16 protein-coding genes are annotated in these 26,871 nt (G+C 75.8%); 9 read left to right on the plus strand and 7 right to left on the minus strand.

The window, feature by feature from the left end:
* Nucleotides 1-6: 6 nt before the first annotated feature.
* From FHR36_RS37620 to FHR36_RS37635, 4 genes are all read right to left on the minus strand, one after another.
* The gene (locus FHR36_RS37620; RefSeq protein WP_253804692.1) at nt 7-1,323 is read right to left on the minus strand and encodes a helix-turn-helix domain-containing protein; all 1,317 of its coding nucleotides are present in this window, start codon (nt 1,321-1,323) and stop codon (nt 7-9) included.
* Nucleotides 1,320-3,110, minus strand: a complete 1,791-nt coding sequence (locus FHR36_RS37625; RefSeq protein WP_253804693.1) for an ABC transporter ATP-binding protein — start codon at nt 3,108-3,110, stop codon at nt 1,320-1,322. The genes FHR36_RS37620 and FHR36_RS37625 overlap by 4 nt, the downstream gene beginning before the upstream one ends.
* A complete protein-coding gene (locus FHR36_RS37630) occupies nt 3,103-5,037 on the minus strand; it encodes an ABC transporter ATP-binding protein (RefSeq protein WP_253804694.1) in 1,935 nt (644 codons plus the stop codon). Before FHR36_RS37630 ends, FHR36_RS37625 begins: the two co-directional genes overlap by 8 nt.
* A 143-nt stretch (nt 5,038-5,180) precedes the next feature.
* Nucleotides 5,181-6,176: a TauD/TfdA family dioxygenase gene (locus tag FHR36_RS37635; protein WP_253804695.1), complete on the minus strand. Its 996-nt coding sequence runs from the start codon at nt 6,174-6,176 to the stop codon at nt 5,181-5,183.
* A gap of 208 nt (nt 6,177-6,384) precedes the next feature.
* On the opposite strand from FHR36_RS37635, the gene FHR36_RS37640 reads away from it, so the two are divergent.
* The 7 genes from FHR36_RS37640 (at nt 6,385) to FHR36_RS37675 (ending at nt 19,828) form a co-directional block, all read left to right on the plus strand.
* A complete protein-coding gene (locus FHR36_RS37640) occupies nt 6,385-7,434 on the plus strand; it encodes a thioesterase domain-containing protein (RefSeq protein ID WP_253804696.1) in 1,050 nt (349 codons plus the stop codon).
* On the plus strand, nt 7,431-8,219 hold the full coding sequence (locus FHR36_RS37645) for a thioesterase II family protein (protein ID WP_253804697.1): 789 nt from the start codon (nt 7,431-7,433) through the stop codon (nt 8,217-8,219). Before FHR36_RS37640 ends, FHR36_RS37645 begins: the two co-directional genes overlap by 4 nt.
* Nucleotides 8,216-10,378 carry an amino acid adenylation domain-containing protein gene (locus FHR36_RS37650; RefSeq protein ID WP_253804698.1) on the plus strand — a complete coding sequence of 721 codons (2,163 nt, stop codon included), beginning with the start codon at nt 8,216-8,218 and terminating at the stop codon, nt 10,376-10,378. Before FHR36_RS37645 ends, FHR36_RS37650 begins: the two co-directional genes overlap by 4 nt.
* Entirely contained in the window at nt 10,375-10,572 is a 198-nt protein-coding gene (locus FHR36_RS37655) for an MbtH family protein (RefSeq protein WP_253804699.1), read from the plus strand. Before FHR36_RS37650 ends, FHR36_RS37655 begins: the two co-directional genes overlap by 4 nt.
* Nucleotides 10,569-13,937 carry an amino acid adenylation domain-containing protein gene (locus tag FHR36_RS37660; RefSeq protein ID WP_253804700.1) on the plus strand — a complete coding sequence of 1,123 codons (3,369 nt, stop codon included), beginning with the start codon at nt 10,569-10,571 and terminating at the stop codon, nt 13,935-13,937. Before FHR36_RS37655 ends, FHR36_RS37660 begins: the two co-directional genes overlap by 4 nt.
* The gene (locus tag FHR36_RS39750) at nt 13,937-18,451 is read left to right on the plus strand and encodes a condensation domain-containing protein (protein ID WP_301331223.1); all 4,515 of its coding nucleotides are present in this window, start codon (nt 13,937-13,939) and stop codon (nt 18,449-18,451) included. The genes FHR36_RS37660 and FHR36_RS39750 overlap by 1 nt, the downstream gene beginning before the upstream one ends.
* 81 nt (nt 18,452-18,532) lie before the next feature.
* Complete coding sequence (locus FHR36_RS37675; protein ID WP_253804701.1) at nt 18,533-19,828, plus strand: MFS transporter; 1,296 nt, start codon at nt 18,533-18,535, stop codon at nt 19,826-19,828.
* Between the two features lie 64 nt (nt 19,829-19,892).
* Here the strand turns inward: FHR36_RS37675 and FHR36_RS37680 are convergent, their stop codons facing one another.
* From FHR36_RS37680 to FHR36_RS37690, 3 genes are read right to left on the minus strand one after another with little or no spacing between them, the layout of a single operon-like run.
* Nucleotides 19,893-21,146: an ATP-grasp domain-containing protein gene (locus FHR36_RS37680; RefSeq protein ID WP_253804702.1), complete on the minus strand. Its 1,254-nt coding sequence runs from the start codon at nt 21,144-21,146 to the stop codon at nt 19,893-19,895.
* Nucleotides 21,143-23,608 (minus strand): ATP-grasp domain-containing protein, encoded by a 2,466-nt coding sequence (locus FHR36_RS40190; RefSeq protein WP_253804703.1) that lies wholly within the window; start codon nt 23,606-23,608, stop codon nt 21,143-21,145. Before FHR36_RS40190 ends, FHR36_RS37680 begins: the two co-directional genes overlap by 4 nt.
* Nucleotides 23,609-23,645: 37 nt before the next feature.
* Nucleotides 23,646-24,881, minus strand: coding sequence for a condensation domain-containing protein (locus tag FHR36_RS37690; RefSeq protein WP_253804704.1), 1,236 nt, complete (start codon nt 24,879-24,881; stop codon nt 23,646-23,648).
* Nucleotides 24,882-25,124: 243 nt separating this feature from the next.
* On the opposite strand from FHR36_RS37690, the gene FHR36_RS37695 reads away from it, so the two are divergent.
* The gene (locus tag FHR36_RS37695; RefSeq protein ID WP_253804705.1) at nt 25,125-26,162 is read left to right on the plus strand and encodes an LLM class flavin-dependent oxidoreductase; all 1,038 of its coding nucleotides are present in this window, start codon (nt 25,125-25,127) and stop codon (nt 26,160-26,162) included.
* Nucleotides 26,159-26,671 (plus strand): flavin reductase family protein, encoded by a 513-nt coding sequence (locus FHR36_RS37700; RefSeq protein ID WP_253804706.1) that lies wholly within the window; start codon nt 26,159-26,161, stop codon nt 26,669-26,671. Before FHR36_RS37695 ends, FHR36_RS37700 begins: the two co-directional genes overlap by 4 nt.
* The last annotated feature ends 200 nt before the right edge of the window (nt 26,672-26,871 follow it).

Consider the following 26,871-nt stretch of genomic DNA (forward strand, 5'->3'; position numbering starts at 1 on the left):
TCCCGCTCAGGCGCCGGGCCCCGGTGTCGTGGGGGCGGTGCGCAGTCGGCGCACCACGTCCGCCACGAACGGGGCGAGCCGGTAGTGGTAGTGGTGGGCCGGGTCGGGCAGCAGCAGCGAGGTGTCCAGCAGGTCGGAGACCAGGGTCAGCGGGTTCGGTGCGCTGCCGCGTCCCAGCCGGTCGTACTCGGCGGTGATCTCGTCCAGCACGAAGCGGCGTGAGGGCAGTGCCGCGATCCGCTCCAGCAGCAGCCGGTGGTCGGCGCTGAGCAGTTCCACGCTCCACAGGATCGAGTCGCTCACCGAGCGCTGGTGGCGCAGCAGCGCGTGGTCGTTGGACCACAGCATCTCCGGCGTCGGCCCGTAACTGAGCATCAGCCGGATCGGGATGGCCCGCAGGCACTCGGCGGCGAACTCGATGTAGCGCGGCAGTCCGCCGAGCCGCCGGCACAGCTCGGCGACCAGGGGCAGGTCCTTCTCCAGCTCGGCCGCGGCCGGGCAGTCGGCGCCGACGTGGCGCAGGAACAGCGCCACCGCGGGCGAGGCGGCGGCCGGTTCGCCCGCGGCGGCGTCCAGGGGCAGCGGCTGGATCTCCCGGTTGGCGCCGATCCGCTCGGTCAGCCGGCGGCGCGCGGTGACCAGGACGTGCAGGCCGGGGAAGCCGGCGTGCAGCTCCCGGACGGCCGCCATCGCCCCGGCCGGTAGGTGCTCGGCGTTGTCGAGCACCAGCAGCAGGTGCAGGTCGGCGCCGTCCCCGCCGGGCCGGTCCGCGGTGCGGCCGCGGCCCAGCTGCCGGTGCACCCGCTGCAGGACGGCGGCGGTCTGCTCCGTCCCGGTGTCGCGTTCGGCGGGCAGGTCGCCGAGTTCAACCACCTCCACGCCGTCGCGGAAGAAGTGGCCGACCTCGGCGGCGACGCTGAGCGCCATCCGGGTCTTGCCGACCCCGCCGGGGCCCAGGAAGGTGGTCAGCCGGTTGGTGCGGACGGTCTGGACGAGCTGCTGGTGGAAGGAGGGGCTGCCCATCAGGGCGCTGGTGGGGGCCGGGACACCGCGCCAGGGCGGCTGGTCGGGTCTCTCCCCGCCGCCCCGCGGCCCCTCCGCCACCCCGAGCGCGCTGACCAGCAGGTCCACCGAGGAGCGCCGCGGGTTCTGCACCCGGCCGAGCTCCAGGTTGCGGATGGTGCGCACGCTCAGGCCGGAGTACTCGGCGAGCTCCTCCTGGGTCCAGCCGCGCTGGATGCGCAGGGCGGCGATCCGCCGGGAGCTCCAGGCGGGCGGCGGCCCGCCGAGCAGGGCGTGCGCGTCGGTGTAGTCGAGCGTCATCGGTACCCCCTGGATTGAAGTTCGAACAGCTCGGCGTAGAGCCCGCCCGCGGCCATCAGGTCCTGGTGGCTGCCCTGCTCCCTGATCCGGCCGCCGTCCAGCACGATGATCAGGTCGGCCATGCCCACGGTGGAGAACCGGTGGGAGACCAGGAGGGTGACGGTGCTGCGCTGCCGGCCGGTGCGGGCGGCGGCGGCGAAGCGCTCGAACAACGCGTTCTCGGTGTGGGCGTCCAGTGCGGCGGTCGGCTCGTCGAAGACGGTGAGCAGCGGCTCGGTGCGCATCAGACCGCGGGCCAGCGCCAGGCGCTGCCACTGCCCGCCGGAGAGTTCCGCGCCGTCGTCCCAGCGGGCGCCGAGCCGGGTGTCCAGGCCGTCGGGGAGCTTGTCGACCACGCCGGCGGCGTCCCCCCGCTCCAGCGCGGCGCCCACGGCCGCCCGGTCCGCCAGGTGCGGCAGGTCGCCCACGCCGACGGTCTCCAGCACCGAGAACTCCAGCCGGGCGTGGTCCTGGAAGGCGCCCGAACAGCGGGCCCGCCACTGCTCGGTGTCGCACTCCGCGAGGTCCACCCCGTCGACCAGGATCCGGCCGGCGGTGGGGCGGTAGAAGCCGCAGAGCAGCTTGATCAGGGTGGTCTTGCCGGCGCCGTTGTCGCCGACCAGGGCGACCACCGCGCCCGGCGGCAGGTGCAGGTCGACGCCGTCCAGCACGCCGCGGCCGTCCTCCGCGCCCGGGTAGCCGAAGCCGACGCCGCGCAGCTCGATGCCCTTCGCCAGGGCGGCGGGCAGGACGGCCGGCCGCTCCGGGGTACGGCGCTCACCGGCCACGTACTCCTGCAGCCACACCAGCCGGCGGCCGACCTTCAGCACCGTCAGGAAGTAGGTGCCGTACCGGACCGCGGTGCCGACGGTGGAACTCAGCTGGGCGGCCAGGCCCAGCACCAGGACGACGTCGCCGGCGGTGGCCTGGTGGTGCACCGCGCGCAGCAGGACCAGGGCGATCGCGGCCAGGTACCCGCCGGCGGTGACCACCGCGTCGACCGCCTGGAGGGCGGCGCCGCGGCGGCTGGCGCGGTTGCGCCGCCCGACCACCGCGCCGGCCGCCGTACGGTGCCGGTCGCCGATCAGCCCGGTGAGGCCGTAGACGCGCAGCTCGCCCGCGGCCGCGGTGGAGGTGCCCAGCTCGAACAGGTGCCGGCGCAGCCGCTCGGGCTCGCTGGTGGCCTCCTGGGCCCGGACCGCGACGTCGCGGCTGAGCTTGCCGAGCCAGAACGAGACCACGGCGAGCACCGGCAGGCAGAGCAGCAGCGGGTCGACCCGGGCCAGCAGGACGGCGGTCACCGCCAGGGTCGCGCCGACCCGCAGCACACCGGCGGTCGCGTTCACCATGCCGGAGAGCTGGCCCTGCTGCTCGCGGATCCGCTGCACCTGGTCCAGGTACTCGGGGTGCTCGTAGTGGGTGAGCCCCTCGGCGCCGCCGATCAGGCGCATCAGCCGGCGGCCGGCCGCCGCCTGGGCCCGCTCCTGGACGGTGAACAGGCAGTGCACGTAGTAGAAGACGGAGGCCAGCGCGGCGCCGACGGTCAGGCCGAGCAGCACGGCCGAGCCGAGCCCGATCCGCAGGTCGCCGGAGACCGCCGCGTCCACGATCAGCTTGGCGCCGAGGCCGCCGATCGGCACCGAGATCTCGAACATGATCCCGGTGAGGAACTGCATGGTGGCGTGCCAGGGGGCCGCGCCGAAGCCGATCCGCATCAGCTCCCGGAACGCCTGGAAGGTCTTACGCATGGCCCGCCTCCGCAGCAGCCCGAAGTCCCGCGCCCGCCGCCGACCCCTGCCGGGGTTCGACGAAGCGGGCCGCCTGAAGGTCGAACATCTCCGCGTACCGGCCGCGCCGGGCCAGCAGCTCCTCGTGCCCGCCGTCCTCGACCACCGCGCCGTCCTCCAGCACGACGATGCGCTCGGCCCGGCGGACCGTGGAGAAGCGGTGCGAGATCAGGATGGTGGTCAGCCCCGCGGTCAACTCCAGGAAGCGGTCGTAGATCTCCGCCTCGGCCCGGACATCGAGCGCCGCGGTCGGCTCGTCCAGGATCAGCACCCGGGCGCCGGCGTCCACCGCGAACAGGGCCCGGGCCAGCGCGATCCGCTGCCACTGGCCGCCGGACAGGTCGGTGCCGCCGGTGTACTCCGGTGACAGCACGGTGTCCCAGCCGTCGGCCAGGCCCTCGATCAGCGGCAGCGCGCCCGCCCGGTGGGCCGCCTCGCGCAGCCGCTCCCGGTCGCCGGCGTACCGCGGCGCGCCCATCGCGATGTTCTCCGCCGCGCTCAGGTGGTAGCGGGCGAAGTCCTGGAAGAGCACGCCGATCCGCTCGCGCCAGGCGGCCTGGTCGAGGCCGGCGAGGTCGTGCCCGTCCACCCGGATGGTGCCCGCGGTCGGGACGTGCAGGCCGCACACCAGCTTGACCAGCGAGCTCTTGCCGGCGCCGTTCTCGCCCACGATGGCGAGCGAGCGGCCGGCCTCGATGGTCAGGTCCACCCCGCGCAGCGCCTCGCGCTCCGTCCCGGGGTAGCGGAAGCGGACCTGCTCCAGGGTGATCCGCCCGGCCGGGAAGGCGGCCGGCAGCTCGGCCGGCAGCTCGGCCGGGGGACCGGCGGGCCGCGCGGTCACCGAACCCTCCAGGTGCGCGTCCAGGCCGAGGACCCGGGGGACGGCCGCGCCGGCGAAGGACAGGTAGGCGTTGTTGTCGTCGAACGCCGTGTAGTTGTTGGCCAGCGCCAGCGCCTGGGTGTAGACCGCGACCCAGCCGAGGCCGATGTCGTGGTGCACGGCGGCCCAGGCGAGCGCCGCGTACGAGACCAGGTTGACCAGGGCGACCGAGCCGGTGGCGCCGAGCACGACCCGCACCCGCGGCCGGCGCTCGCGCCAGACTGGTTCGGTCGCCTCCCGCCAGGCCCCGTCGAAGCGGCCGAGCAGCCAGTCCAGCAGGCCCCAGAGGCGGACCTCCTTGGCCGCGCCGCGGGTCAGCACCAGGTCGCGCAGGTACTCGGCGTGCCGCAGCGCGCCGCCGCGGCCCTGGCCGACCTCGCCGACCCGGAAGTACTCGCGCTGCATGAAGTGCACCACCACCGGCCAGGTGAGCAGCCACAGCAGCCCCACCCACCAGTGGAAGGCGAGCAGGGCGAGCGCCGCCGCGACGGCGCGCAGCCAGGCCGGCAGCACCGCCGCGAGGGCGGCGACCGCCTGGCTCGGCCGGTCGGTCTCGGTCATGCCGAGGCCGCGTACCACCCGCAGGGCGTCGAGCACCTCGGGATCGGTCAGGTGGGCGGTGCCCTCGGGGCGGCCGACGGCCGCCATCACCCGCTGCTGGAGCTCGCGGTCCACCTCGCGGCCGAGGGTCTCGCCGAGCATCGCCAGGACGGGGGAGAGGGTCTGCTGGGCCATCACCAGCACGCCGGCCACGGCCAGCAGGGTCAGGGTGCGGTGCCCGGCCGGGGAGGCCAGGCCCGCGTCGAGGGTCGCCCGGATCGAGCCGATCAGCAGGCCGGCGACCACGGCGACGCCCACCGGCAGCACCGCAGCCGCCAGGACGCCGCTCAGGCCGAGGACGGTCTTGGTCCGGCTGACCTGCGGGAGCAGGCGCAGCAGACTGAGGATCCCCTGGAGCGTCGGCGAGATTTTCGGCCGTCGGCTCAGGGGGACACGCAGGAGGGGCATGGGTGGGCACTCTTCCTGTGACGGAGGATTGTCTCGCCGCTGTATCCAGCCCCGAAGCTAGGATCGTCCGGTTCGGAGTCGGTATGCCGGCGGTATGGTTCCGCTTGTCTCCGACGCCGGGCCGCCGGTTCCGACGGCTGCCGTCAGGTCAGGACGGGCCCGTCGCCGGGGCGGTGGCCGCGGCTGCGGCGGTGGTCCAGGTGGACGAAGACCCGGTGCAGCCAGCGGTCGGTGCCGTCGTAGCGCGGCGAGAAGGCCACCCGGCCGTGCACCACCAGCCGGTTGTCGACGAAGATCATGTCCCCGGGCCGGAGCACCACGTCCTGGCGGACCGCGCTCAGCGCCTCGCGCAGCTCCACCAGGGCCTTCTCGGCGGTGTTGTCCAGGGCGCGGGTGGCGTGGAAGTCCACGCAGATGTCCGGGTCCTCGGGGGCGCCGGTGAGCACCGGCAGCGGGCTGGACAGCTCGGCGGTGCGGAAGGACGGTGGCGCCTCGGTGACGAAGCGGTCCTCCTGGAGGACCGTCAGGGTGGCCGCATCGAGCAGCGGGCGGGCCCGCCGGATCGAGGCGACCTGGGTGCCGACCTGGTCCTCGTGCGCGGGGCGCAGGCACAGCAGCCCGACGAAGTCCGGCCGGTGCGGGTGGAAGGCGTTCTCGGTGTGGAACTCCAGCTGCACCGAGCCGCCGTTGCTCTGCGAACCGGCGAGCGTCGGCACCGGGACGACGTTCTGCACCAGCGCGCCGTGCTTCTCGTCCCGGTAGGCGATCACCGTCCCCAGCTCGCAGCCGAGCAGCACCGCCAGCGCGGCCGGCACCGTCGCCCCGCGCTCCACCGAGTCCGGCACGGTCGGGGTGGCCGGCAGCAGCTCGGGCGCCACCGGAAGGTTGGTCACGGTCAGGGTGCCGTCGGGGCCCGCGTCGTGGCGGAACGCCCGGACCGTACGGCTCAGCCGGGCGGGCAGCCGACAGCTCTCCGCCCGGGCCCGGGCCTGCCAGCCGGTGTCGTCCACCAGGCCCGCGCCGGCGCGGGTCAGGGTGCGGGCCAGGGCCTCCAGTTCGCCCCGTTCCCGCCCGTCGAGTTCGAGTACGGAGATTCCTCCGGCGTGGTCGGTTTTCGTGCTCGCCATCGTTGAGGTCACGCCTGCCACTCCTCGTCCGAAATGCTCGTGGCGATTGCGCGAATCGCCGTCACGACCGGTGGCGATTCTTTCCGTAGGCCAGGCAAACCTTCCAGGCAGCGGACCGGCAACTGCCGCCGGACAACTTGCCTGCCGGATGCCTGTCCCGCGGGAGGCCCCGGAATCCAAGCTTTCCGACAAGCGCGATTCAAGGGACGGAGCCACGGCGTTGGACGCGACTTTTCCGAATCGAACACCGCTCACCTGCGGCACGGTCGAACGCCTGCTGTGCGAGCTCTGGGAGGAGCATTTCGGCCGGCCGGTGTCGCCGTACGACGACTTCTACGAGCTCGGCGGCGACTCGCTGAGCGTGGTGGAGATCGTCACCGCCGCCCGGCGGCGCGGACTGGCCGTGCGCAGTTCGGCGGCCCTGCGGTACCCGACGCCCGCCCGGCTCGCCGAGCACCTCACCCCGCCGGACCCCGCCGTCCGGCCCGCCGCGCTGCTCGCCGCCGGGGAGCCCCCGCCCGCGGACACCGCGCCCGGGCCGGTGCCGATCACCGACGGCCGGGCCGCCTTCGACGAGGCCGAACCGCTGTACGTGGTGCACTCCGACCGGCACACCCGGGCCGAACGCGAGGCGGTGGCCGGCTGGACCGACGGCCGGGCCGCCTTCGGCCTGGCGCTGCCCGCCGCCGGGACCGCCGGCGTCGAGGCCGTCGCCGAGCACCTGCTCGCCGCGGTGCGCGCCCACCGGCCCCGCGGCCCGTACCGGCTGGCCGGCTTCGACCAGGGCGCCGTGGTCGCCCTCGAACTGGCCCGCCGACTGGCCGAGTCGGGCGAGGAGGTCGCCCTGCTGGCGATGGTCGCCCCGCCGCCCGCGGCGCAGCCGGCCACCGTCGAGGACCTCCTCGACGCCCGGCTCGCCGAACTCGCCGGGCGCCTCGCGCTCACCGGCGACGAGAGCGCGGCGGAGATCCGCGACCGCGCCCTCGCCGACCACTGGTACGACGAGCGGCTGCGCCCCGAGGAACTGCCGGCGCGCCAGCGCGCCTGGGCCCACCTGGCCCGCTCCGTCCAGCAGTACCCGTACCCGGCCTACGCGGGCCGGGCCGTCCTGTTCACGGACGGCGAGCACGCCCACCCGGCCGAACGCGCCTGGACCGGCGCCGGGCGGACACCCGACGTCCACCGGCTCGACCACGGCCTGCGCTCCCCGCTGGGCGTCATCCGCGACCCGCTGGTGGCCGAGACGACGAGGAAGGCACTCAAGGAATGAACGGCGCCGCACCGACCGCAGCCGCCCGCCCGCCCGCGAGCCGGTGGATCGCCCGGCTGCGCCCCGTCGAGGACGCCCGGCTGCGGCTGCTCTGCTTCCCGCACGTCGGCGCCGGGGCCGCGGCCTTCCGCCCCTGGCTCGACCACCTGCCGCCCGGCGTCGAGCTGTGCGCGGTCCGCCCGCCCGGCCGGGAGAACCGGCTGCAGGAGGAGCTGATCACCGACGGGCACGCCCTGCTCGACGCACTGGAGCCGCACGCCGCGCCGCTGCTCGACGTGCCGTTCCTGGTGGTCGGCCACTGCTCCGGCAGCGTGCCCGCCACCGAGTTCGTCCGCCGCCTGCTCGCCGCCGGCGGCCCGCGGCCGGCCGCCCTGGTGGTCTCCTCCGCCGAGGGGCCCCGGGTGCGCGCCGTCGAGGACCCGCCGCTGCACCGGCTGCCCCGCGCCGAACTGCTCGCCCGGGTGGTCAAGTACGGCGGCACCGCCGCAGCCGTCCTCGACGACCCCGACCTGATGGCCGTCCTGGAGCGGATCCTGCGCGCCGACTACCAGCTGGTCGAAACCCTCGCCTACACCCGCGGCGCACCGCTGCCGCTGCCGCTCACCGTCATCGGCGGCCGCCGGGACGAGTTCGTCGGCGCCGAGGCGATGGCCGCCTGGAGCACCGAGACCGACCGGGAGTTCGCCCTGCACCTGCTGGACGCGGGCCACTACATCCTGGCCGAGGCCGGCCCGCTGATCGGGCGGATCGCCCGGCAGCTGCTGGAGCCGGAGGCGGACCGGTGACCGGGGAGGACTTCCGCCTGCCGAGCGCCTGGCGCCGCACCGACCCCGACCAGCGCCCCGGCGGCCGCACCGAGGTCCACTACGCCGACCTCGCCGCCGCCCTGGAGCTGCTCGGCGACCCGCTCGCCGTCGCCGCGGCCGCCCACGCCAGGGTGCTGAACACCCTGGTCGAGGAGTCCGCCTTCCGCACCGACCTGCTGCTCGGCGCCGCGCCCGGCGACATCCGCGCGCTCGACCTGGCCCCCGGCACCGCCCGCACCTGGCGCGCCCTGGTCGCCCACGCCCGCCGCGCCCTGGACGCCCCGGCCCCGCCCGCGGCCGAGCGCGACCCCGCCCTGCTCGCCGACCGGGTGCTGTTCGCCGCCGAGGCCGCCGTGCTCGACAAGCCGGACACCGCCCGCGGCCACGGGCTGCGGGTCGGCCTCGCGGACGGCGCGCTCGTCCTGGTCGCCGGCGGCTTCCTCGCCGCCGCCGAACTCGACCGGCTCGCCGCCCTGTACCGCCGGGTGCTGGAGCGGATGGCCGCCGCGCCCGACGGCGACGCGCTCGCCGCCGTCCTCACCGAGGGCGAGCTCCACGCCGTGCTCCGCCGCTGGGCACTCGGCCGGAGCGTCACCCGGGAGAGCGCCGACGTCCTCGAACTCTTCCGCCGCCAGGCCGCCCGTACCCCCGACGCCCCCGCCGTCCGCGCCGAGGGCCGCACCACCAGCTACCGCGAACTCGACGAGCGCTCCACCCGGATCGCCCACCACCTGCTCGCCCGCGGCGCCCGCCCCGAACAGCCCGTCGGCGTCTGCCTGCGCCGCGGCCCCGACCTGCTGCCCGTCCTGCTCGGCGTCTGGAAGAGCGGCGCGCCCTACCTCCCGCTCGACGCCGACCTGCCCACCGCCCGGCTGCGCCACATGGTCGAGCGGGCCGGCAGCGCGCTGGTCGTCACCCACACCGAACACCTGCCGGCCCTCGGCGCGTTCGACGGCGTCGGGTACGTCCTGCTGGACCGCGACGGGCCGGCGATCGACGCGCGGCCCACCGCTCCCGTACAGGTCGAGGTCGGCCCCGCCCACCTGGCGTACGTCATCTACACCTCCGGCTCCACCGGCGAGCCCAAGGGCGTCATGGTGCACCACGCGGGCCTGGCCAACTACGTGCTGTGGACGGCGCTGGAGTACGCCGCCCGGGGGACCGGCGGCTCCCCGCACTTCAGCTCGATCGGCTTCGACCTCGGCGTGCCCAGCCTGTTCACCCCGCTGGTGGTCGGCCAGCGCGTCGACCTGCTGCCCGACCCGCTGGACCCGGCCGACCTCGGGGCGCTGCTCGCCGAGGGCGGGCCGTACAGCTTCGTCAAGATGACGCCCGGCCACCTCAACATGCTCAGCACCGACCTCGAACCGGAGGAGGCGCACGGCCTGGCCGGCCTGGTGATCGCGGCCGGCGACGCCTTCCCCGCCGAACTCGCCCGGCGCTGGGGCGACCTGGCCGGCCCCGGCGGCACCCCCGTGGCCACCGAGTACGGCCCGACCGAGATCACCGTCGGCAACTCCGGACAGGTCATCACCCGGCTGCCCGACGACGGGCTGATCCCGCTCGGCCTGCCCATCCCCAACACCACCATGTACGTCCTCGACCACCGCCTGGAACCCGTCCCGGACGGCGTGCCCGGCGAGGTGTACGTCGGCGGGACCGGCGTCGCCCGCGGCTACCTCGGCGCGCCCGAACTCACCGCCGAGCGCTTCCGGCCCGACCCGTACGGTGTGCCCGGCGCGCGGCTGTACCGCACCGGCGACCGCGGCCGCTGGCGCGGCGGGCAGCTGGAGTTCCTCGGCCGCACCGACCACCAGGTGAAGATCCGCGGCTACCGGGTGGAGCCCGGCGAGGTCCGCGGAGCCCTCCAGCGGCGGCCCCAGATCGGCGAGGCCGTGGTGTTCGCCTACCCCGGCCCGGGCGGCGCGCAGCGCCTCGCCGCGTTCGTCGTACCGGCCCCCGGCCACACCGTCGACCCCGCCGCGGTCCGCGCCGACCTCGCCCGGGACCTGCCCGCCTACCTGGTCCCGGCGGACCTCCTCGTGGTGGACGAGATCCCGCTGACGGCCAACGGAAAGGTCGACACCCGCGGGCTGCGCGCCCGCATCCCCAGCACCCAGGAGAGCAGGAACCGGTGAGCGAGACGGACACGGACACGGCGTACCACGTCGTCGTCAACGACGAGGAGCAGTACTCGATCTGGGAGGCGGACCGGGAGCCCCCGGCCGGCTGGCGCACCGTCGGACCGGCCGCCGGCCGGCCCCAGTGCCTGGCGCGGATCGCCGCCCTGTGGACCGACATGCGGCCCGCCTCCGTCCGGGGTGAGCGATGAACGCCCTGCTGCCCGACCTGTTCCTGCAGCGCGTCCGGGAGCACCCCGAGGCGCCCGCCGTGGTCTTCGCCGGCGGCGAGGTCAGCTACCGCGAACTGGAGCGCTCGGCGCGGCGGATCGCCGGCGCGCTGGCCGCCCGCGGCGTCCGGCGCGAATCGGTGGTCGCCGTCCGGGTGGCCCCCGGGCCCGACCTGGTGGCCACCCTGCTCGGCATCTGGCTCGCCGGCGGCTGCTACCTGCCGCTCGACCCGCACGCCCCCGCCGCCCGGCAGCGCCAGGTCCTCGCCGCGGCCGGCGCCCGGCTGGCCGTGGTGGACACCGACGCCGACCTCGGCCCGGACACGGCGGCCCACACCACCGCCCACACCGTCACCGGACTGCTCGCGGCCGGAGACCCGGCCACCCCCGCCGTCGCCGCCGGCGAGCGGCAGGCCGCCTACCTGATCTTCACCTCCGGCTCCACCGGCACCCCCAAGGGCGTGGTCATCGAGCACGCCGGCATCGCCAACCGGGTGCGCTGGGGCGTCCGCGCCCTGTGGCTGACCCCCGAGGACCGGGTCCTGCAGAAGACCCCGCTGACCTTCGACGCGGCCGGCTGGGAGATCTTCGGCCCGCTGATCTGCGGGGCGCCGGTCACCTTCGGCCGACCCGACGCCGGACGCGACGCCGCCGAGCTGATCGCCTCGATCCGCGAGCAGCAGGCCACCGTCGTCCAGGTGGTGCCCACCATGCTGCGGCTGCTGGTCGCCGAACCCGACCTCGCCTCCTGCAAGACCCTGCGTACCGTCTGCTCGGCGGGCGAACCCCTCCACGCCGAACTGTGCCGGAGCGTGCTGGACCGGCTCGACGTCGAGATCTGGAACACCTACGGGCCCACCGAGTGCTCCATCGACGCCCTCGCCCACCGCCACGACCCGGCCCAGCTCACCGGCGCCGTCCCGATCGGCCGGCCCGTCGACGGCGCCCGCGTCCGCACCCTGCCCACCGCGGACGGCGGCGAGGAGCTGTGCCTGGCCGGCCCGCAGGTCGCCCGCGGCTACCACGGCGACCCCGTTCGCACCGCCGAACGTTTCGTCCCCGACCCCGACGGGCCGCCCGGTTCCCGGATGTACCGCACCGGCGACCTGGTCACCCGCGGCCCCGGCGGGACGCTGGAGTACCTCGGCCGGGCCGACGCCCAGGTCAAGGTCAACGGCGTCCGGATCGAACCCGGCGAGGTCGAGGCCGCCCTGACGGCACACCCCGAGGTGGTCGAGGCCGCCGTCAAGGCCGTCCACGGCCCGGACGGGCCCGACGGACCCGACGGCACGCGGCGGCTGGCGGCCTGGGTGGTCACCACCCGGCCCGGCGCGGCCGACGCACTCACCGCCCACCTGCGCGAGCTCCTCCCGCCCGCGCTCGTCCCCGCCCTGGTCACCGAGGTCGCCACCCTGCCCCGCACCAGCAGCGGCAAGACCGACCGCAACCGGCTCCCCGAACCCGACTGGTCGGTGGCACCGAGCGCTGCCTCCGAGGCACACGGCCCCGAGCAGCGGATCGTGCTCGCCGCCTGGCGCCACCTGCTCGACGCCGAGGAGATCGGCCTCGACGACGACTTCTTCCGCCTCGGCGGCCACTCCCTGATGCTGACCCGCCTCGCCGCCGCCCTCACCCGGGCCTCCGGCCTGGAGGTCTCCCTCGGCGACCTCAACTCCGCCACCACCGCCCGGGAGCAGGCCCGCGTCCTCGCCCGCGCCTCGGCCGCCCGCCCGATCGATCCGCTCCCCGCCGGCGCACGTCTGCCGCTCTCCCACGCCCAGGAGCGGTTCTGGGTCCTCGACCGGGTCGACCCGCGCAGCCGCGAGTACCTGCTGCCGATCCTGGTGTGGCTGCCCGCCGACACCGCCCCGGCCGTGGTCGAACGGGCACTCGCCCGCCTGGTGGCCCGCCACGACGTGCTGCGCAGCCGGTACGTGATGGACGGCCAAGGGCTCGCCGCCGTCGTCGAGCCCACCGACCGCGTCGCCGTCCCGCTGCACACCGTCGACACCACCCCCGACCGGGTCGCCGACATCCTCGCCGAACAGCTCGGCGAGGGCTTCGACCTGGCCGCCGCGCCGCTGCTGCGCGCCGCCCTGGTCCGCGACGGCGGCAGCGAACAGCTGCTGGTCCTGGTCTGCCACCACATCGTCGGCGACGGCTGGTCCTCCCACCTGATCGAGGAGGAGCTGCGCGCGGACGTGGCCGCCCTCGGCGCAGGCCGCGAGCCCGAGCGCCCGGCCGTGCCCCTGCGCTACGCCGACGCCGCCGCCTGGCAGCGCGCCGAGCTCACCGAGGAGCTGCTGGCCGACCAGCTCGCCTACTGGCGCGAGACCCTGGCCGGGCTGCCCGGACTCGACCTCCCCGGCATCCGCGAGCGCGCCCCGCAGCGGCGCATCGACGGCGCCGGCGTCGTGGTCGACCTGCCCGCACCGGCCGTCGGCGCACTGATCGCCCTCGGCCGCCGCACCGGCGCCACCCCGTACGTGGTGCTGCTCACCCTGTGGACCGTCGCCCTCGCCCGGGCCGCCGGGCAGTGGGACTTCGGCGTCGGCTCCCCGCACGCCGGCCGGACCCGGCCCGAACTGCACGGCCTGGTCGGCCTCTTCCTCAACACCGTGGTGCTGCGGCCCCGGCTCACGCCGGAGCTGACCTTCACCGAGGCGGTCGCCGCCGTGGAGCAGACCTGCCGGGAGGCCTTCGCCCGGCACGCCGCCCCCTTCGAAGCGGTGGCCGAGGCGGTCGCCCCGGCCCGCGACCTCTCCCGCACCCCGCTGTTCCAGAACCTGTTCGCGCTGACCGGCGACGACACCATCGGCCAGGTCCCGAGCGAACGCGACCTGGAACTGCTCGGCCGGGCCTGGCGGGTCGCCCGCACCGACCTCGCCCTCACCCTGTGGCCGGAGCCGGACGGCGGCTACCGCGGCGCCCTGGAGTACGCCACCGCGCTCTACGGCGAGGAGACCGCCCGCATGCTTGCCCAGCACCTGCACACCCTGGCCGAACACTTCGCCGCCGAGCCGGAGTCGGCGATCGGCGAGCCGGTCGACGTCGCGGAGGAGAACGGTGCCGGTGAACGGCTGGAGACCGTTCTCGGCTTCGTCCGCGAGCTGCTGGAACAGCCCGAACTAGGCCCCGACGACGACTTCATGGCCCGCGGCGGCAGCTCCCTGCTGGCCGCCCGCCTGCTGTGGAACGTCCAGACCGCCCTCGGGGTGGAGGTGTCGATGCGCTCCTTCTTCGACGCGCCGACCGCCGCCCACCTCGCCCGCGAGGTCGAGGACCTGCTGCGCGCCGAACCCGCCGCCACCGCCCCGCACCCCGAACCGACCGGGAAGGACGCCTGATGGTGACCGCACCGCCGAACCCGCCGCGCACGCCCGCCCGGGCGGACCGCAGCGCACCGCTGCCGCTCTCCTCCGGCCAGCAGCAGATGTGGCTGCTCCACCAGCTCGCCCCGGGCGGCCGCGCCTACCTGATGAGCTGGACGCTCCGGCTGACCGGCGCGCTCGACGTCGAGGCGCTGCGCCGGGCCTGGGAGCGGATCACCGAGCGGCACGAGATCCTGCGCACCCGCTACGAGCAGCCCGGCGACATACCCCGCCAACTCGTCGACCCGCCGGGCCCGTTCGCCCTGCGGATGATCGACCTCGGCGGCGAGCCCGCCGAGCGGCGCGAGCAGCGGGCCGAGCAGGTCGCCGACTGGGAGCGCCGCCGCCCCTTCGACCTCACCCGCCACCACCCGGTCCGGGTCAGCCTCATCCGGACCGGCCCCGAGCAGCACCTGATGGTGGTCACCGTCCACCACATCGCCTGCGACGACGACTCCTACCGGATCATCGCCGCCGAACTGGCGGCGTGCTACGCCGAGGCGCTCACCGGCACCCCGGCCGCTCTCGCCGAACCTGCCGTCCAGTACGCCGACTTCGCCGCCGTCGAGCACGCCCGCAGCACCGGCGGCGCGCTCCGCGCCCACCTCGACCACTGGCGCGACACGCTCGCCGACGCGCCCGAGGTCCCGCTCCCGCTGGACCGGCCGCACGGCGCCGCCGCCCGCCCCGAGCGGCGGGCCGGCCTGGTCGAACTCACCATCCGGCCGGAGACCGCCGAGGGCGTCCTCGCCCTCGCCGCCGCCCACCGGGCGACCCCGTTCATGGTGCTGCTCGCCGCCTACCACGTGATGATCGGCCGCCTCACCGGCAACCGCGACGTCACCATCGGCATGCCGGTCTCCACCCGTACCCCCGACCTGGACGGACTGCTCGGCTACCTGGTCAATACCGTCGTCGTCCGCTCCCGGCGGGCTGACGGCGACAGCTTCGCCGACCTGGTCGGGCAGATCCGCGGCGGCGTCCTGGACGCCTTCGACCACCGCTTCGTCCCCTTCGAGCGGGTCGTCGACGAGGTCCGGCCGGCCCGCGGGCCGGGCGCCAATCCGCTGTTCCAGGCCGCCTTCGACATGGAACAGGCCGACGAGGACGGCGCCTTCGAGCTGACCGGCCTGCGGATCGAACGGCTCGGCCCGACCGTCGCCCCGGACGCCAAGTTCGACCTCAACCTGCACGTCGCCGCGGCCGCCGGCCGCGGGCTGTTCGCCCGGCTCGAGTACGACACCGCCGTCATCGACGAGGCGAGCGCGCGGACCTGGGCCGCCGAGTGGGCCGAACTGCTGGACGACCTGATCCGGCACCCCGGCGCGCCGATCGCCGACGGCGCCCCGCGGGCCGCCGCGCCGGCGGCCGACCAGGTGCCGCACCAGCGGACGGCCGGCGCCTCGCCCGCCGCCGACCTCACCGGGGCGATGCACGACATCTGGGCCGAGGTCCTGGAACTCGACCGGATCGGCCACCAGGAGAACTTCTTCGACGTCGGCGGCGACTCGCTGCGCGCCGTCGCCCTGGCCGCCCGGCTGCGGGTGGAGGGCCTGGAGGTGTCGGCCGCCGACGTCTTCGCCCACCAGAGCATCGAGGAACTGGCTGCGTGGTGCGCCGAGCAGACCGCCGCCCCTGGCGCGGCCGAACTGCCCGCCGCCGTCGCCCCGTACGCGCTGATCGACGACCGGGACCGCGCCGCCCTGCCCGAGGACGTGGTCGACGCCTACCCGCTGACCGCGACCCAACTCGGCATGATCATCGAGCTGAGGGCCAGGCCCGACGTCAACACCTACCAGGACACCACCTCCTACCTGGTCCGCGACGAGGAACCGGTGGACGCCGCCGCCCTCCAGCAGGCCACCCAGCTGGTCGTCGACCGGCACGAGGTGCTGCGCACCAGCTTCGACCTCAACCGGTACTCCGTGCCGCTGCAACTGGTCCACCGGGCCGCCCCGATCACCGTCGGGGTGAGCGCCCACGGCGTCCTCGGCGCCGGGGGCTGGCGGCCCGCCCTGGAGGAGTACGCCGCCCACGAGCGCCGCAACCCGATGGCCATCACCGGCGCCCCGCTGATCCGGGTCCACGCGCACACCGCCGAGGACGCCAAGGAGTGGTGGATCACCATCACCGAGTGCCACCCGATCCTCGAGGGCTTCAGCTTCCACACCATGCTGATGGAAATCCTCACCGGCTACCGGGAACTGCGCGCCGGCCGCACGCCCGCCGAACCCGAGCCCGTCCCCTTCCGGTACGCCGACTACGTCGCCGCCGAGGCGGCCGCCCGCGAGTCCCAGGAGGACCGCGCGTACTGGCGCGGCGTCGTCCAGGGCCGCAGCGACACCACCCTGCCCGCCTCCTGGCAGGGCGACCGGACCCTCGCCCGCGAGCGCTACCAGCACATGCTGGACTTCCGCGACCTGGAGGACGACCTGCGCCGGCTCGCCAGCGAGACCGGTACCTCGATGAAGGCCGTCCTGCTGGCCGCGCACCTGAAGGTGATGAGCGCGGTCGTCGCCGGCGAGGACTTCTACACCGGCCTGGTCTGCGACGCCCGCCCCGAGGCCGTCGGCGCCGACCGCGTCCTCGGCATGTACCTCAACACCCTGCCGTTCGCCATGCCCACCGGCGCCCGCACCTGGGGCGAGCTGGTCAGGGCGGTCTACGACGGCCTGACCGAGCTGTGGCCGCACCGGGTCTTCCCGATGCAGGTCGTCCAGCAGGAGTTCGGCCCCGGCGGGCGGCTGCTGGACGTGTTCTTCAACTACCTCGACTTCCGGCAGGTCGACCAGAGCTGGTTCGACTGGGACGCCACGTACAACGACAACGACAACGAGTTCGCGCTGCACGTCTTCACCATCTCCGGCATCCTCAAGGTCAACACCACCAGCCACCGCCTCGGCCGGGAGGCCGCCGACCGGCTCACCGCGCTCTACCGGGCCGTCCTGGAACAGCTGGCGCTCGGCCCGGACGGCGACGCCACCGCCGCCTGCCTGCCCGCGGCCGAACGCGACCTCCTCGGCCTGCTCGACCGCACCGGCGAGCCGGGCGGCGAGGTCGAGACCGTGCTGGAAGCCTTCGCCCGGACCGTGGCCGAACAGCCCGAGGCGGTCGCGGTCCGGTGCGGCGCGGAGGTGCTGGACTTCCGTGAACTCTCCGCCCGGGTCCGGGAGATCGCGGTCGAGCTGCGGGCGGACGGCGTCCGGCCCGGCAGCCCGGTGACGCTTGCCCCCGAGCACGGCATCGCCCCGCTCGCCCGGCTGCTGGCGGCCTGGCGGGTGGGCGCGGCGGTCACCGAGGACGACACCGACGAAACCCACCCGGCCGACACCGCGTACCTGCTCCCCACAACCGCCGTCACCCACCGCCGGATCGCCGAGGCCGTCCACCGGGTACGCGAGGAACTCGCCGCCCGCGGCGCCGCCACCGGCCCCGGCTCGACCTGGCTCTGCGCCCAGCCGCCGACCTCCGCCGCCGGGCTGGTCGACGTCCTCGCGGCGCTCACCTCCGGGGCGGCCGTGCACCTCACCACCGCCCCGCCGGCCGAGGCGCTCGACGAGCTGCGGACGCTGGTCGCCGCGGGCGGCGTGACGCACCTGCCGGCCACCGCGCCCGTCGCGGACCGGGTCCTCGGGCCGGACCCGGCTGCGGTCACCGTCCTGCTCACCGGTGACGGCCAGGACGGCCCGGCCGCCGTCGCCGCGCTGCGCACCCGGGCGACCGTGGTCGAGGCGCTGACCGCCGACGGCCGCCTCGGCCACGTGGCGTACGACGGCAGGCCCGCCCGGGGTCTCGCCCTGCGGGTCCAGGACACCCACGGCCGGCCGCTGCCCCGGGGCGTGGTCGGGGAGCTGTGGGCCGAGGACGCCGACGGCCCCCGCCCCACCGGCCGGCTCGCCCGGACCGCGGCCGACGGCCGCGTGGTGCCGCTCGGCCCGCCCGGGCCCTACCGCACCCGGGAACTGCTCGGCCTGCACCCCGCCGTCCTGGACAGCCGGGTGGTCGAACTCCGGGACGAAGGGCGGCCGGTCCTGGTCGGCCACGTCCGGACCGTCCCCGGAGCGGACTTCGCCCCCGACGAGATCCGCCGCGCCCTCGCCGAACGCCGGCTCCCGCGCCACCTCATCCCCGACACCCTGCTCGCCGTCGACCACTGGCCGCTCACCCCGGCCGGCCAGGTCGACCCCGACCGCCTGCCCACCGCCGCCGACCCGGCCGAGGCCGCCCCCGAACAGGACGCCAGGCCCTGGGACGACGGCTTCGAGGACCTCCTGCGCGGCGTCCTGGCCGAGGCGTCCTGGGAGGGCGGGCTCGACCCCGACGTCCCGCTCGCCGACATCGGCCTCAGCTCGATGGCCACCGTCGGCCTGATGGTCGCGATCGAGCAGCTCTACGACATCGTCATCCCGGACGACTTCCAGATCGTCGACATGTTCCGCACGCCCCGGATGCTCTGGGAGAAGATCACCGAGTTCCGCGACGACGCCTGACGGACCGGCAGAGCGGGGGCGCCCCTCACCGAGGGGTGCCCCCGTCGGCGTCCGGTCGTCCGTTCACGCTACGTTGACGCCGTGACGGACACGACCGACGACATACGCGAGACCGACGAGCGGCTCAGTGCCCCGAGCCTGTGGCGGCAGCGCGACTTCCTGCTGCTGTGGGGCGGCCAGACGGTCAGTGAGATGGGATCGGCGGTCACCCAGGTGGCGCTGCCGCTGCTCGCGGTCGTCGCGCTGCAGGCGAGCACCTTCCAGGTCGGCCTGCTGACCGCGGCCGGCACGGCGGCGTTCGCCCTGATCGCCCTGCCCGCGGGCGCCCTGGTCGACCGGGGCTCGAAGCGCACCATCATGATCGTCTGCGATCTGCTGCGCCTGCTGCTCATCGGCTCGCTCCCGCTGGCCGCCGCCCTCGGCGGGCTGACGATGGCCCAGCTCTACCTGGTCGCCCTGGCCGCCGGCGTGTGCACGGTGTTCTTCGACGTCTCCTACCAGAGCTACCTGCCCTCGCTGGTGCGCACCGAGCAGCTGATGGACGCCAACGGCAAGCTCGGCACCACCGGCGCCTTCTCCCAGCTCGCCGGACCCAGCTTGGGCGCCGGGCTGGTCGGGGTGTTCGGCGCGGCGGGCGCGATGACGGCCGACGCGCTGTCCTACCTGGTCTCGGTCGCCTCGGTGTTCGGCATCCGCAGCCGCGAGGAGCCGCCGCGCGCGCCGCGGGCCGGCGAGACGCTGCGCGGCCAGGTCGCCGAGGGCCTGCGGTTCGTGGTCCGGCACCCGATCCTGCGGAAGGTCGTGGCGTGCACGGCCACCGCCAACCTGTTCAGCAGCATGACGACGGCGCTGACCATGGTCTTCCTGGTCCGGGTGCTGCACGTGCCGCCCGCGCTCACCGGACTGGTCCTGGCGGGCGGGGCGATCGGCGGCATCGCCGGCGGGATGGTGGCCGGCCGGCTGGCCAAGCGGTTCGGCTCGGCCCGGATCATCTGGCTGTCGATCCTGGTGTTCGGCGCGCCGCAGGCCGTCCTGGCGGCCGCCCGGCCCGGCTGGGGCGTACTGCTGGTGCCGCTCGGCTGGAGCGCCGGGTACTTCGCGGCGATGGTGTACAACGTCGCCCAGGTGAGCTACCGCCAGGCGGTGACGCCGCCGGAGCTGATGGGCCGGATGAACGCGGCGGTCCGCTGGATCGTCTGGGGCACCATGCCGGTCGGCGGGATCCTGGGCGGGCTGCTCGGTACGGCGGTCGGGGTGCGGCCCGCGCTCTGGGTGGCGGTGGTCGGATTCTGGGCGGCCGGCTGGTGGGTGTACTTCTCCCCGCTGCGCCACCTGCGCGACGTCCCCGCGGACGCGACGGTGCCTGCGACGGCGTGATGCGCGGCGCCCCGCGCCCGAGGGGTCGGGGCGCGGGGCACCGGTGGTGCGGGCGGCGGTCGGCTCAGTCGGTGCTGATGCGGACGGTCGCCGCGGCGGTCAGGGCGGTGGCGGCGGCCTCGGTGCGGTCGGCGCCGACGGCGACGACCTCCCCGGCGCGGGACCAGGAGCTGGTGACGGGGTCGAGGGTGTGGCCCTCCTCGACGGACATCCAGACGTCGACGACGCCCGGCAGGGCGCGGGCCTCGTCCAGGCCGTCGATCGTGCGGACGGTGCCGGGGGCGGCGTCGAGGAACCGGACCGCGGAGCCGCCCACGGAGGCCTCCGCCATGGTGGGCGCGCGGCCCTCGAGGACGTCGAGGAAGCCGCGGACCAGGTCGCTGTTCCAGGCGAGCGCGATCAGCAGCGGGAGGTAGTCGCCGGGGAGCCGGGCGGCGCACTCGAGCAGGTGCGGTTCGCCGTCGCGGACGATCCACTCCGCGTGCAGGATGCCGCTGCGGAACCCGGTCGCGGCGACCAGCGCGGCCATCGCCCGCCCGGGGGCGTCTCCGCGGTCCTCGCCGGGGACGACGTGGCCGCGCTCGACGGGGTGGCGGCCGGGGTAGAGCTGGGTGTCGGTGGTGTTGAGGAAGGCGATGCGGCCCTCGTGGACCAGCGCCTCGACGGAGAACTCGGGCCCGTGCAGCCACTCCTCGACCAGGTAGCCGGGGCGGCCGGCGTGACCGGTGCGCAGGTGGGCCTCGTCCGCGGTCTCGGTGTGCTTCCACGCCTGGTCGAGGTCGTCGTCGGGGCCGAGCAGCTGGATGCCGACGGTGCCCTGCAGATGGACGGGCTTGAGGACGCACTCGCCGCCGTGCTCCGCCCGGAACCGGGCCACCTCCTGCGGCCCGTCGACCCGCCGCCAGTCGGGCTGGGCGAGGCCGTGCCCGGTGACGGTCTCGCGCAGCAGCGCCTTGTCGCGGAAGGCCCGGACGGCGTGCAGCCCGCCGTTCGGCAGCCCCCAGGCGTCGGCGAGTTCGGCGGCCGCGACCACGGTGTACTCCAGGCCGGGCAGGACGGCGAGGACACCGGCGGGGCGGTCGATCCGCTCGGCGAGCAGGGCGGCATTGGCGTCGTCCTGGACGGGCGCCTCGACGAGCCCGGCGACGCAGCGGAAGCGGGCCAGCTGCCCGGCCACGTCCCGGCTCGCGCAGATCGCGGGCTCCTCGACGACCAGGACGGAGCCGGCGGGCAGCACCCGCTCCAGCTGCTGGAGGAGTCCGATGCTGTATCCGGTGACGACGTGGGTGACCTCGGGCACGGCCATGGCCGGGTTCACGACCTCTCGGTAGGGGTGAGGGAGACGCTGATCCGGCGGGCCGCCTCGTCGAGGACGGCCTCGCACGCGGCGCCGTCGGGGCCGGTGGCGACGACGGCGGCCAGCCGGGGCACCACGCCGCGCGGCGGGAGCAGCAACTGCTGCCCGGGTGCGGCCAGTTGGACCACCCGTTCGACGCCCGGCACCGCGCGCGCGGCGTCCAGGCCGTCGATCGCGGCGACGGTGCCGTCCCGCTCCGGGTAGCAGAAACGGACGGCGGCGCAGGTCTGCCACCGGGGCTCCAGGTCGGGGAGGATCCCGAGCGAGGCGTCCATGGCGGCCGCGGTGAGGTCGATGCCGGTCGCGAGCCGGCCGAGCAGCGGGATGAAGTCGCCGCCGAGCCGCCCGTTCAGCTCGACCAGACGCGGCCCGCGGGCGGTGAGCCGCAGTTCGGCGTGGGTGACGCCGGCGGTCACGCCGAGCGCGGAGTGGATCCGGGTGACCAGGTCGACCACCTCCTCGGCCCACGGCTCGTCGCGCCAGGGGGAGACCAGGTGCCCGACCTCCTCGAAGAACGGCGGGTAGCCGATCCGCTTGCGGGCCAGGTTGACGCAGTGCACCCGGCCGGCGACGACCACACTGTCCAGGCTGATCTCCGGGCCGTCCAGGTACTCCTCGATCAGGAGGCCGTCGAGCGGGTCGAGTCCGGTGAACGCGGCGTCGTCCGCGTGCCGGTGGACCTCCCGCAGTTCGGCCGCGGAGCGGGCCAGCACCACGCCGCTGCTGCCCGCCAGGGCGCGCGGCTTGAGCACCACCGGGTAGCCGATCCCGGCGGCCGCTTTCTCTGCCTCGGCGAGGCCGTGGGCGACGGCGTGCCGGGCGGACGGGATCCCGGCCTGCTCCAGCAGGCGGCGGGTGCGCAGCTTGTCGCGGCAGTTGCGGACGGCCTGCGGGCTCATGTGCACCAGCCCGAGGGCGGCGGCGGCCTCGGCGGTGCGCTCCAGCAGCACCTCGCTCCAGGTCAGCAGTCCGGCCGGGCCGTCCGCGCCGGCGAGCGCCTCGGCGGCGGCCCGGGCGATGGCGGCGGCGTCGTCGGTGTCGGCGGTGCGGTGGTCCACCAGGTAGGGCAGCTCCCAGTCGGCCGGCCGGTCGTTGACGGTGGCGACCTGCCCGTGCGCGGCGGCGTCGGCGAGCGCGTACTCCCGGTAGGCGCGGCCGCCGGTGCCGACCACCACGACCCGCGGCGGGGCGGCGGGGTCGAGCGGCGCGCAGCGGTAGTCGAAGCGGTCGAGGGTCCGGGCGATCGCCTGCCGCACCTCGGCGGAGCTGCGCCCGCGGAAGCGGAAGCGGGCGCCGGAGTGCTCGTACCCGGGCAGGTCGGCGAGGTGCCGTCCGGGCTCGGGGAGGCGTTCGGCGTACGGGCCGTCGGGGTGGCCGGTCTGCGGGGTGGCCGCGAGCACCCGGCACGGGCGGGCGGCGGGGGTTGGGACCAGCAGCCAGCCGCCGTACCCGCCGGGGCTCTCGGTGGGGTCGACGGGCAGCGGGGCGGCGGGCAGCGGCCGGCCGAGCTGGACGTCGACGGCGGCGGCCATCAGGTCGACGCCGTGCACCTCGCGCCAGACGAACGGCACCTCGGCGCCGCCCGGGCGGGCGCCCACCTCCAGGACGTGCAGCACCGGGTCGGTGGAGTCGTCGGAGGCGAACAGCTCCAGGTGGAACACCCACGGGCCGGTGGACATGGCCGCCACCGCGGCGTGGGTGAACTCGCCGACGGCCTTCAGCAGCACCGGGTCGTCGAGCTCGACCGAGCCGAGCGCCTCGCCCCGGGTGAAGTCCAGACAGGTGTTGACGTACCGGGAGGCGCGCCAGACCCGCAGCTCGCCGCCGTCGGCGAGGCCGTCGACGTGCAGCACCGCGTGCGGCAGGTACGCCTGCACCATCAGCGGGAGGTCGGCGGGGAAGGTGTGGCGGGCCAGGTCGGCGGGCCCGTCGAGCCGGGCGACGTGCGCGCTGGCGGTGCCGCGCACCGGCTTGAGGATCACCGGCCAGCCGTGCTCGGCGGCGAAGGCGGCGACCGCCGCGCGGTCGGGGGCCTCGGCCGCGGCGGGCACCGCGACGCTCTGCCCGGCCAGCCGCCGGGCCATGGCCAGCTTGTCGCGGAAGGGGTCCAGCTCGGCCGGGGTGTCGCCGGGCACCTTCAGGTCCTCGCGCAGCTCGGCGGCGACGTCGAGGTCCACCTCGTGCAGGGCGACGATCCGCTCGGGCGGGCCGAGTTCGGCGGCCAGCGCGTCCACCGCCGCCCGGACCGCGGCGCGGTCCTCGGTGCTGGGCACGATCGCCACGGCGGCGGCCGCGTCGGGCAGGGCCGCCCGGGCCCGGGCGGTGGTCACGTAGCTGACCCGCAGGGCGGTGTGGTCGAGGTAGGACGCGTAGTCGGCGTAGGAGTCGGTCCAACGGTGGAGGACGATCACATGGGCGGGCACGGGCGACTCCCAGAGGGACGGAAGACGGAGGGTCGGTTCACGAAGCGGGGTCGGTCAGCCGGGCGACGGTGGCGGCGAGGACGTCGCGGGTGAGCAGGTCCGTGGCGCCCATGGTGCGCAGCCGCAGCTCCAGGCTCCCGCCCGCCTCCTCGGTGGCCCGCAGGTAGCAGGGGTGCCCGATCCGGGAGAACGGGACCTCGGGGACCAGGGCCTCCTCGCGGTCGGCGGCGTCGGCCGGGGGCCGGCCGCCGGTGAGGAAGTTGTAGCCGCAGGACGCCTGGTACGGTTCGCGGCCGGCCCTGACCCGGTCGCGCAGCGCGTCCACCTCGTCGACGTCGTACATGCCGTGCCGGTAGGCCAGCAGGCTCCGGGTGTGGACGTGGGCGACGAACGGCGCGAACTCCTCGGGGGCGAGGGTGAGCGAGGCCGCCGTCCACTGGTTCATCGAGCTGACCACGGTGTTCCACGGCGGGACGAAGCGGTTGGAGGACATCAGCTGGGCGACCAGGGCGCCCGGCGCGGCCGCGCGGGCCACGCTCCACGCGAACGCGGCCAGCACCACGCTGGAGAGCGGGACGGACAGCCGCTCGGCGAGCGCCCTGGCGCCCGCGTGGGCGCGGTGCGAACGCACCGAGTACTGGACCGCCGCGTCGGGCTCGTCCATCGGCAGCCGGGCGGGGGAGAGGTCGAAGATCCGCTCCCAGTAGCCGAGCAGCGCGTCCCGGCGGTTGCGGCGGCCGTCCGAGCGCTGCCAGTCGGCCAGCCGGCGCGGCGTCACCTCCGGCGCCGCGCCGAGCCCCGGACCGAGGGCGGTCCGGAAGTCCGTCTCCAGCACGCCGTTGCTCCAGCCGTCCGCGGTGATGTGGTGCTGCACCAGCACCACCGCCCGGGGCCGGCCGCCGGCGGTGACCACCCGGGCCCGCCAGCTCCGGCCGGTGCGCAGGTCGAACGGCTCCGCCGCCAGGGCGTCCACCAGCGGGTCGAACCCGTCCGGCTCGCACGCGACGACCGCCGCGTCCGGCGCGGGCGCCCGCTCCAGCACCCGCTGGGCCGGCGCGAGCGGGTCCGCCAGGTCGTACGCCGTGCGCAGCGACTCGTGCCGCTCGGCCAGCGCCAGCACGGCGGCGCGGACCTCGGCGGCGTTGTACGGCGCCGCGTCGTCCAGCAGCCAGACCGTGCGGGTGTTGGCTTCCTGCCAGCGGCCCCGGTCCAGCCCCCGCACGTCGCGCCAGACGGAGAGCTGACCGTAGGACAGGGGGGCGGGCTCAGGCACGGAGGGCTCCGTTCGGTCGATCGGCACTCACACCTCGGCGCCCACCCCGCCCGGCGGCCGAGGGTGACGCCAGGTCAGCGTAGGAACGCCCGCACACCGCGGAACAGGCAAGAGGGCGGCAGCTTGCCCGGCCCGCGCGGCAGGCAGCGAAATTGCCTGCCGCTTTCCTGGACCCCCGCCCGCACCGCCCCAACGCTGGTGCGGTGCCCCGAACCGCCCGGCCGACGACGAGAGGTGATGTGCGTGGCCGACGATGCACCGGACCTGCGGCTGTTCACGACGGTCCCGCCGCCGGCGGATCCCGGCGACTACCGGGAGACGGTCCGCCGCGCCGCCCGGCTCGCCGAGGCGGCCGGGTTCACCGGGGCCCTGGTCTACTCCGACAACAACACCGTCGACCCCTGGGTGGTCGCCCAGGACGTGCTGGAGGCCACCGGGCACCTCGTCCCGCTGGTCGCCCTGCAGCCCGTCTACCAGCACCCGTACGCCGTCGCCAAGCGGATCGCCACCCTCGGCGCGGTGCACGGGCGGCGGATCGCGCTCAACCTGGTGGCCGGCGCCGCCGTCGGCGACCTCGCCGCCCTCGGCGACGAGACCGCGCACGACGAGCGCTACGAGCGGCTCACCGAGTACGCGCGGCTGGTCGGCGAGCTGCTGGCCGGCCGCGGCCCGGTCACCTTCGAGGGCCGCCACTACCGGGTCCGCGCCCTGCCGCTGACTCCCGCGATGCCCGCCCACCTGCTGCCCGAGCTGTACATCTCCGGCTCCTCCGAGGCCGGCCGCCGGGCCGGCCGGGAGCTCGGCGCCGTCCCGGTCCGCTACCCCGAACCGCCCGGCGCCACCGGGCCCGACGGGTACGCGCAGCTGCGCGGCGGCGGCGTCCGGATCGGCATCATCGCCCGCGACACCGAGCGCGAGGCGTGGGAGACCGCCCACCGCCGCTTCCCCGCCAGCCGGGCCGGCCGGATCGCCCAGCTGATGGCCCGTAACGCCTCCGACTCGCACTGGGTGGCCCGGCTCTCCGCCGCCGAGGAGTTCCCCGGCGGCCCGGACAGCCCGTACTGGATGGGCCCGTTCCGCAGCTACGCGACCTTCTGCCCCTACCTGGTCGGCAGCCACGCCAAGGTCGACCGGGAGGTCGCCCGCTACCTCGACGCCGGCTGCCGCACCTTCATCATGGACACCGCCCGGGAGGACGCCGACTACGCCGCCACGGCCGCCGTCTTCGACCGCCTGCTGCGCCGCCGTACTGCCGCCGACACCCAGCCGGTGACCCCGTGAGCCCCGGCGCCGAGCCCGCCGTCGGCACCCCGCAGACGCTCGAGGCGGCCGCCCTGCGCCGGGTCTTCGCCGCCTTCCCCACCGGCGTCACCGCACTGGCCGCCCTGCTCGACGGCGAACCGGTCGGCATGACCGCCTCCTCCTTCGTCTCCGTCTCCCTCGACCCGCCGCTGGTCTCGGTCTGCGCCGCGCACTCCTCGCTCACCTGGCCCCGGCTGCGCCGGGTGCCCCGGCTCGGGGTCAGCGTGCTCAGCGGGGCGCAGGAGCCGGTCAGCCGCCGGCTCGCCGCCCCCGGCGGGGAGCGGTTCGCCGGCCTCGACTGGTGGCGCAGCCCCGGCGGGGCGGTGCTGTTCAGCGGCGCCGGGGCCTGGCTCGACTGCTCGGTCGAGCGGGAGATCGCCGCCGGGGACCACGTCATCGTGCTGCTGCGGGTCCACGCCACCGGCGTCGACCCGCACGTGGCGCCGCTGGTCTTCCACGGCAGCCGCTACCGCCGCCTCGCCGGATAGCCGCCGGGCCGGGCCCCGTACGTGCCCACCGGATCCCCCCACACCGTCCCCCGGATCCCCGCGCGCCGTCCGCCGGATCCCCCCAGGTCCGGCGCCGGATCCCGCACAAGGGGGCGGTGCCCCCATCTTTCGCTCCCCGCCGCCCGCCGGTGCCCCGGGCGGCCGGTCGCATCCGGTCGCGCACACAGCTCCGGCCGCAC

Origin of the sequence: Kitasatospora cinereorecta, assembly GCF_024172095.1 — a bacterium.
GTDB classification, from domain to species: Bacteria; Actinomycetota; Actinomycetes; order Streptomycetales; family Streptomycetaceae; genus Kitasatospora; species Kitasatospora cinereorecta.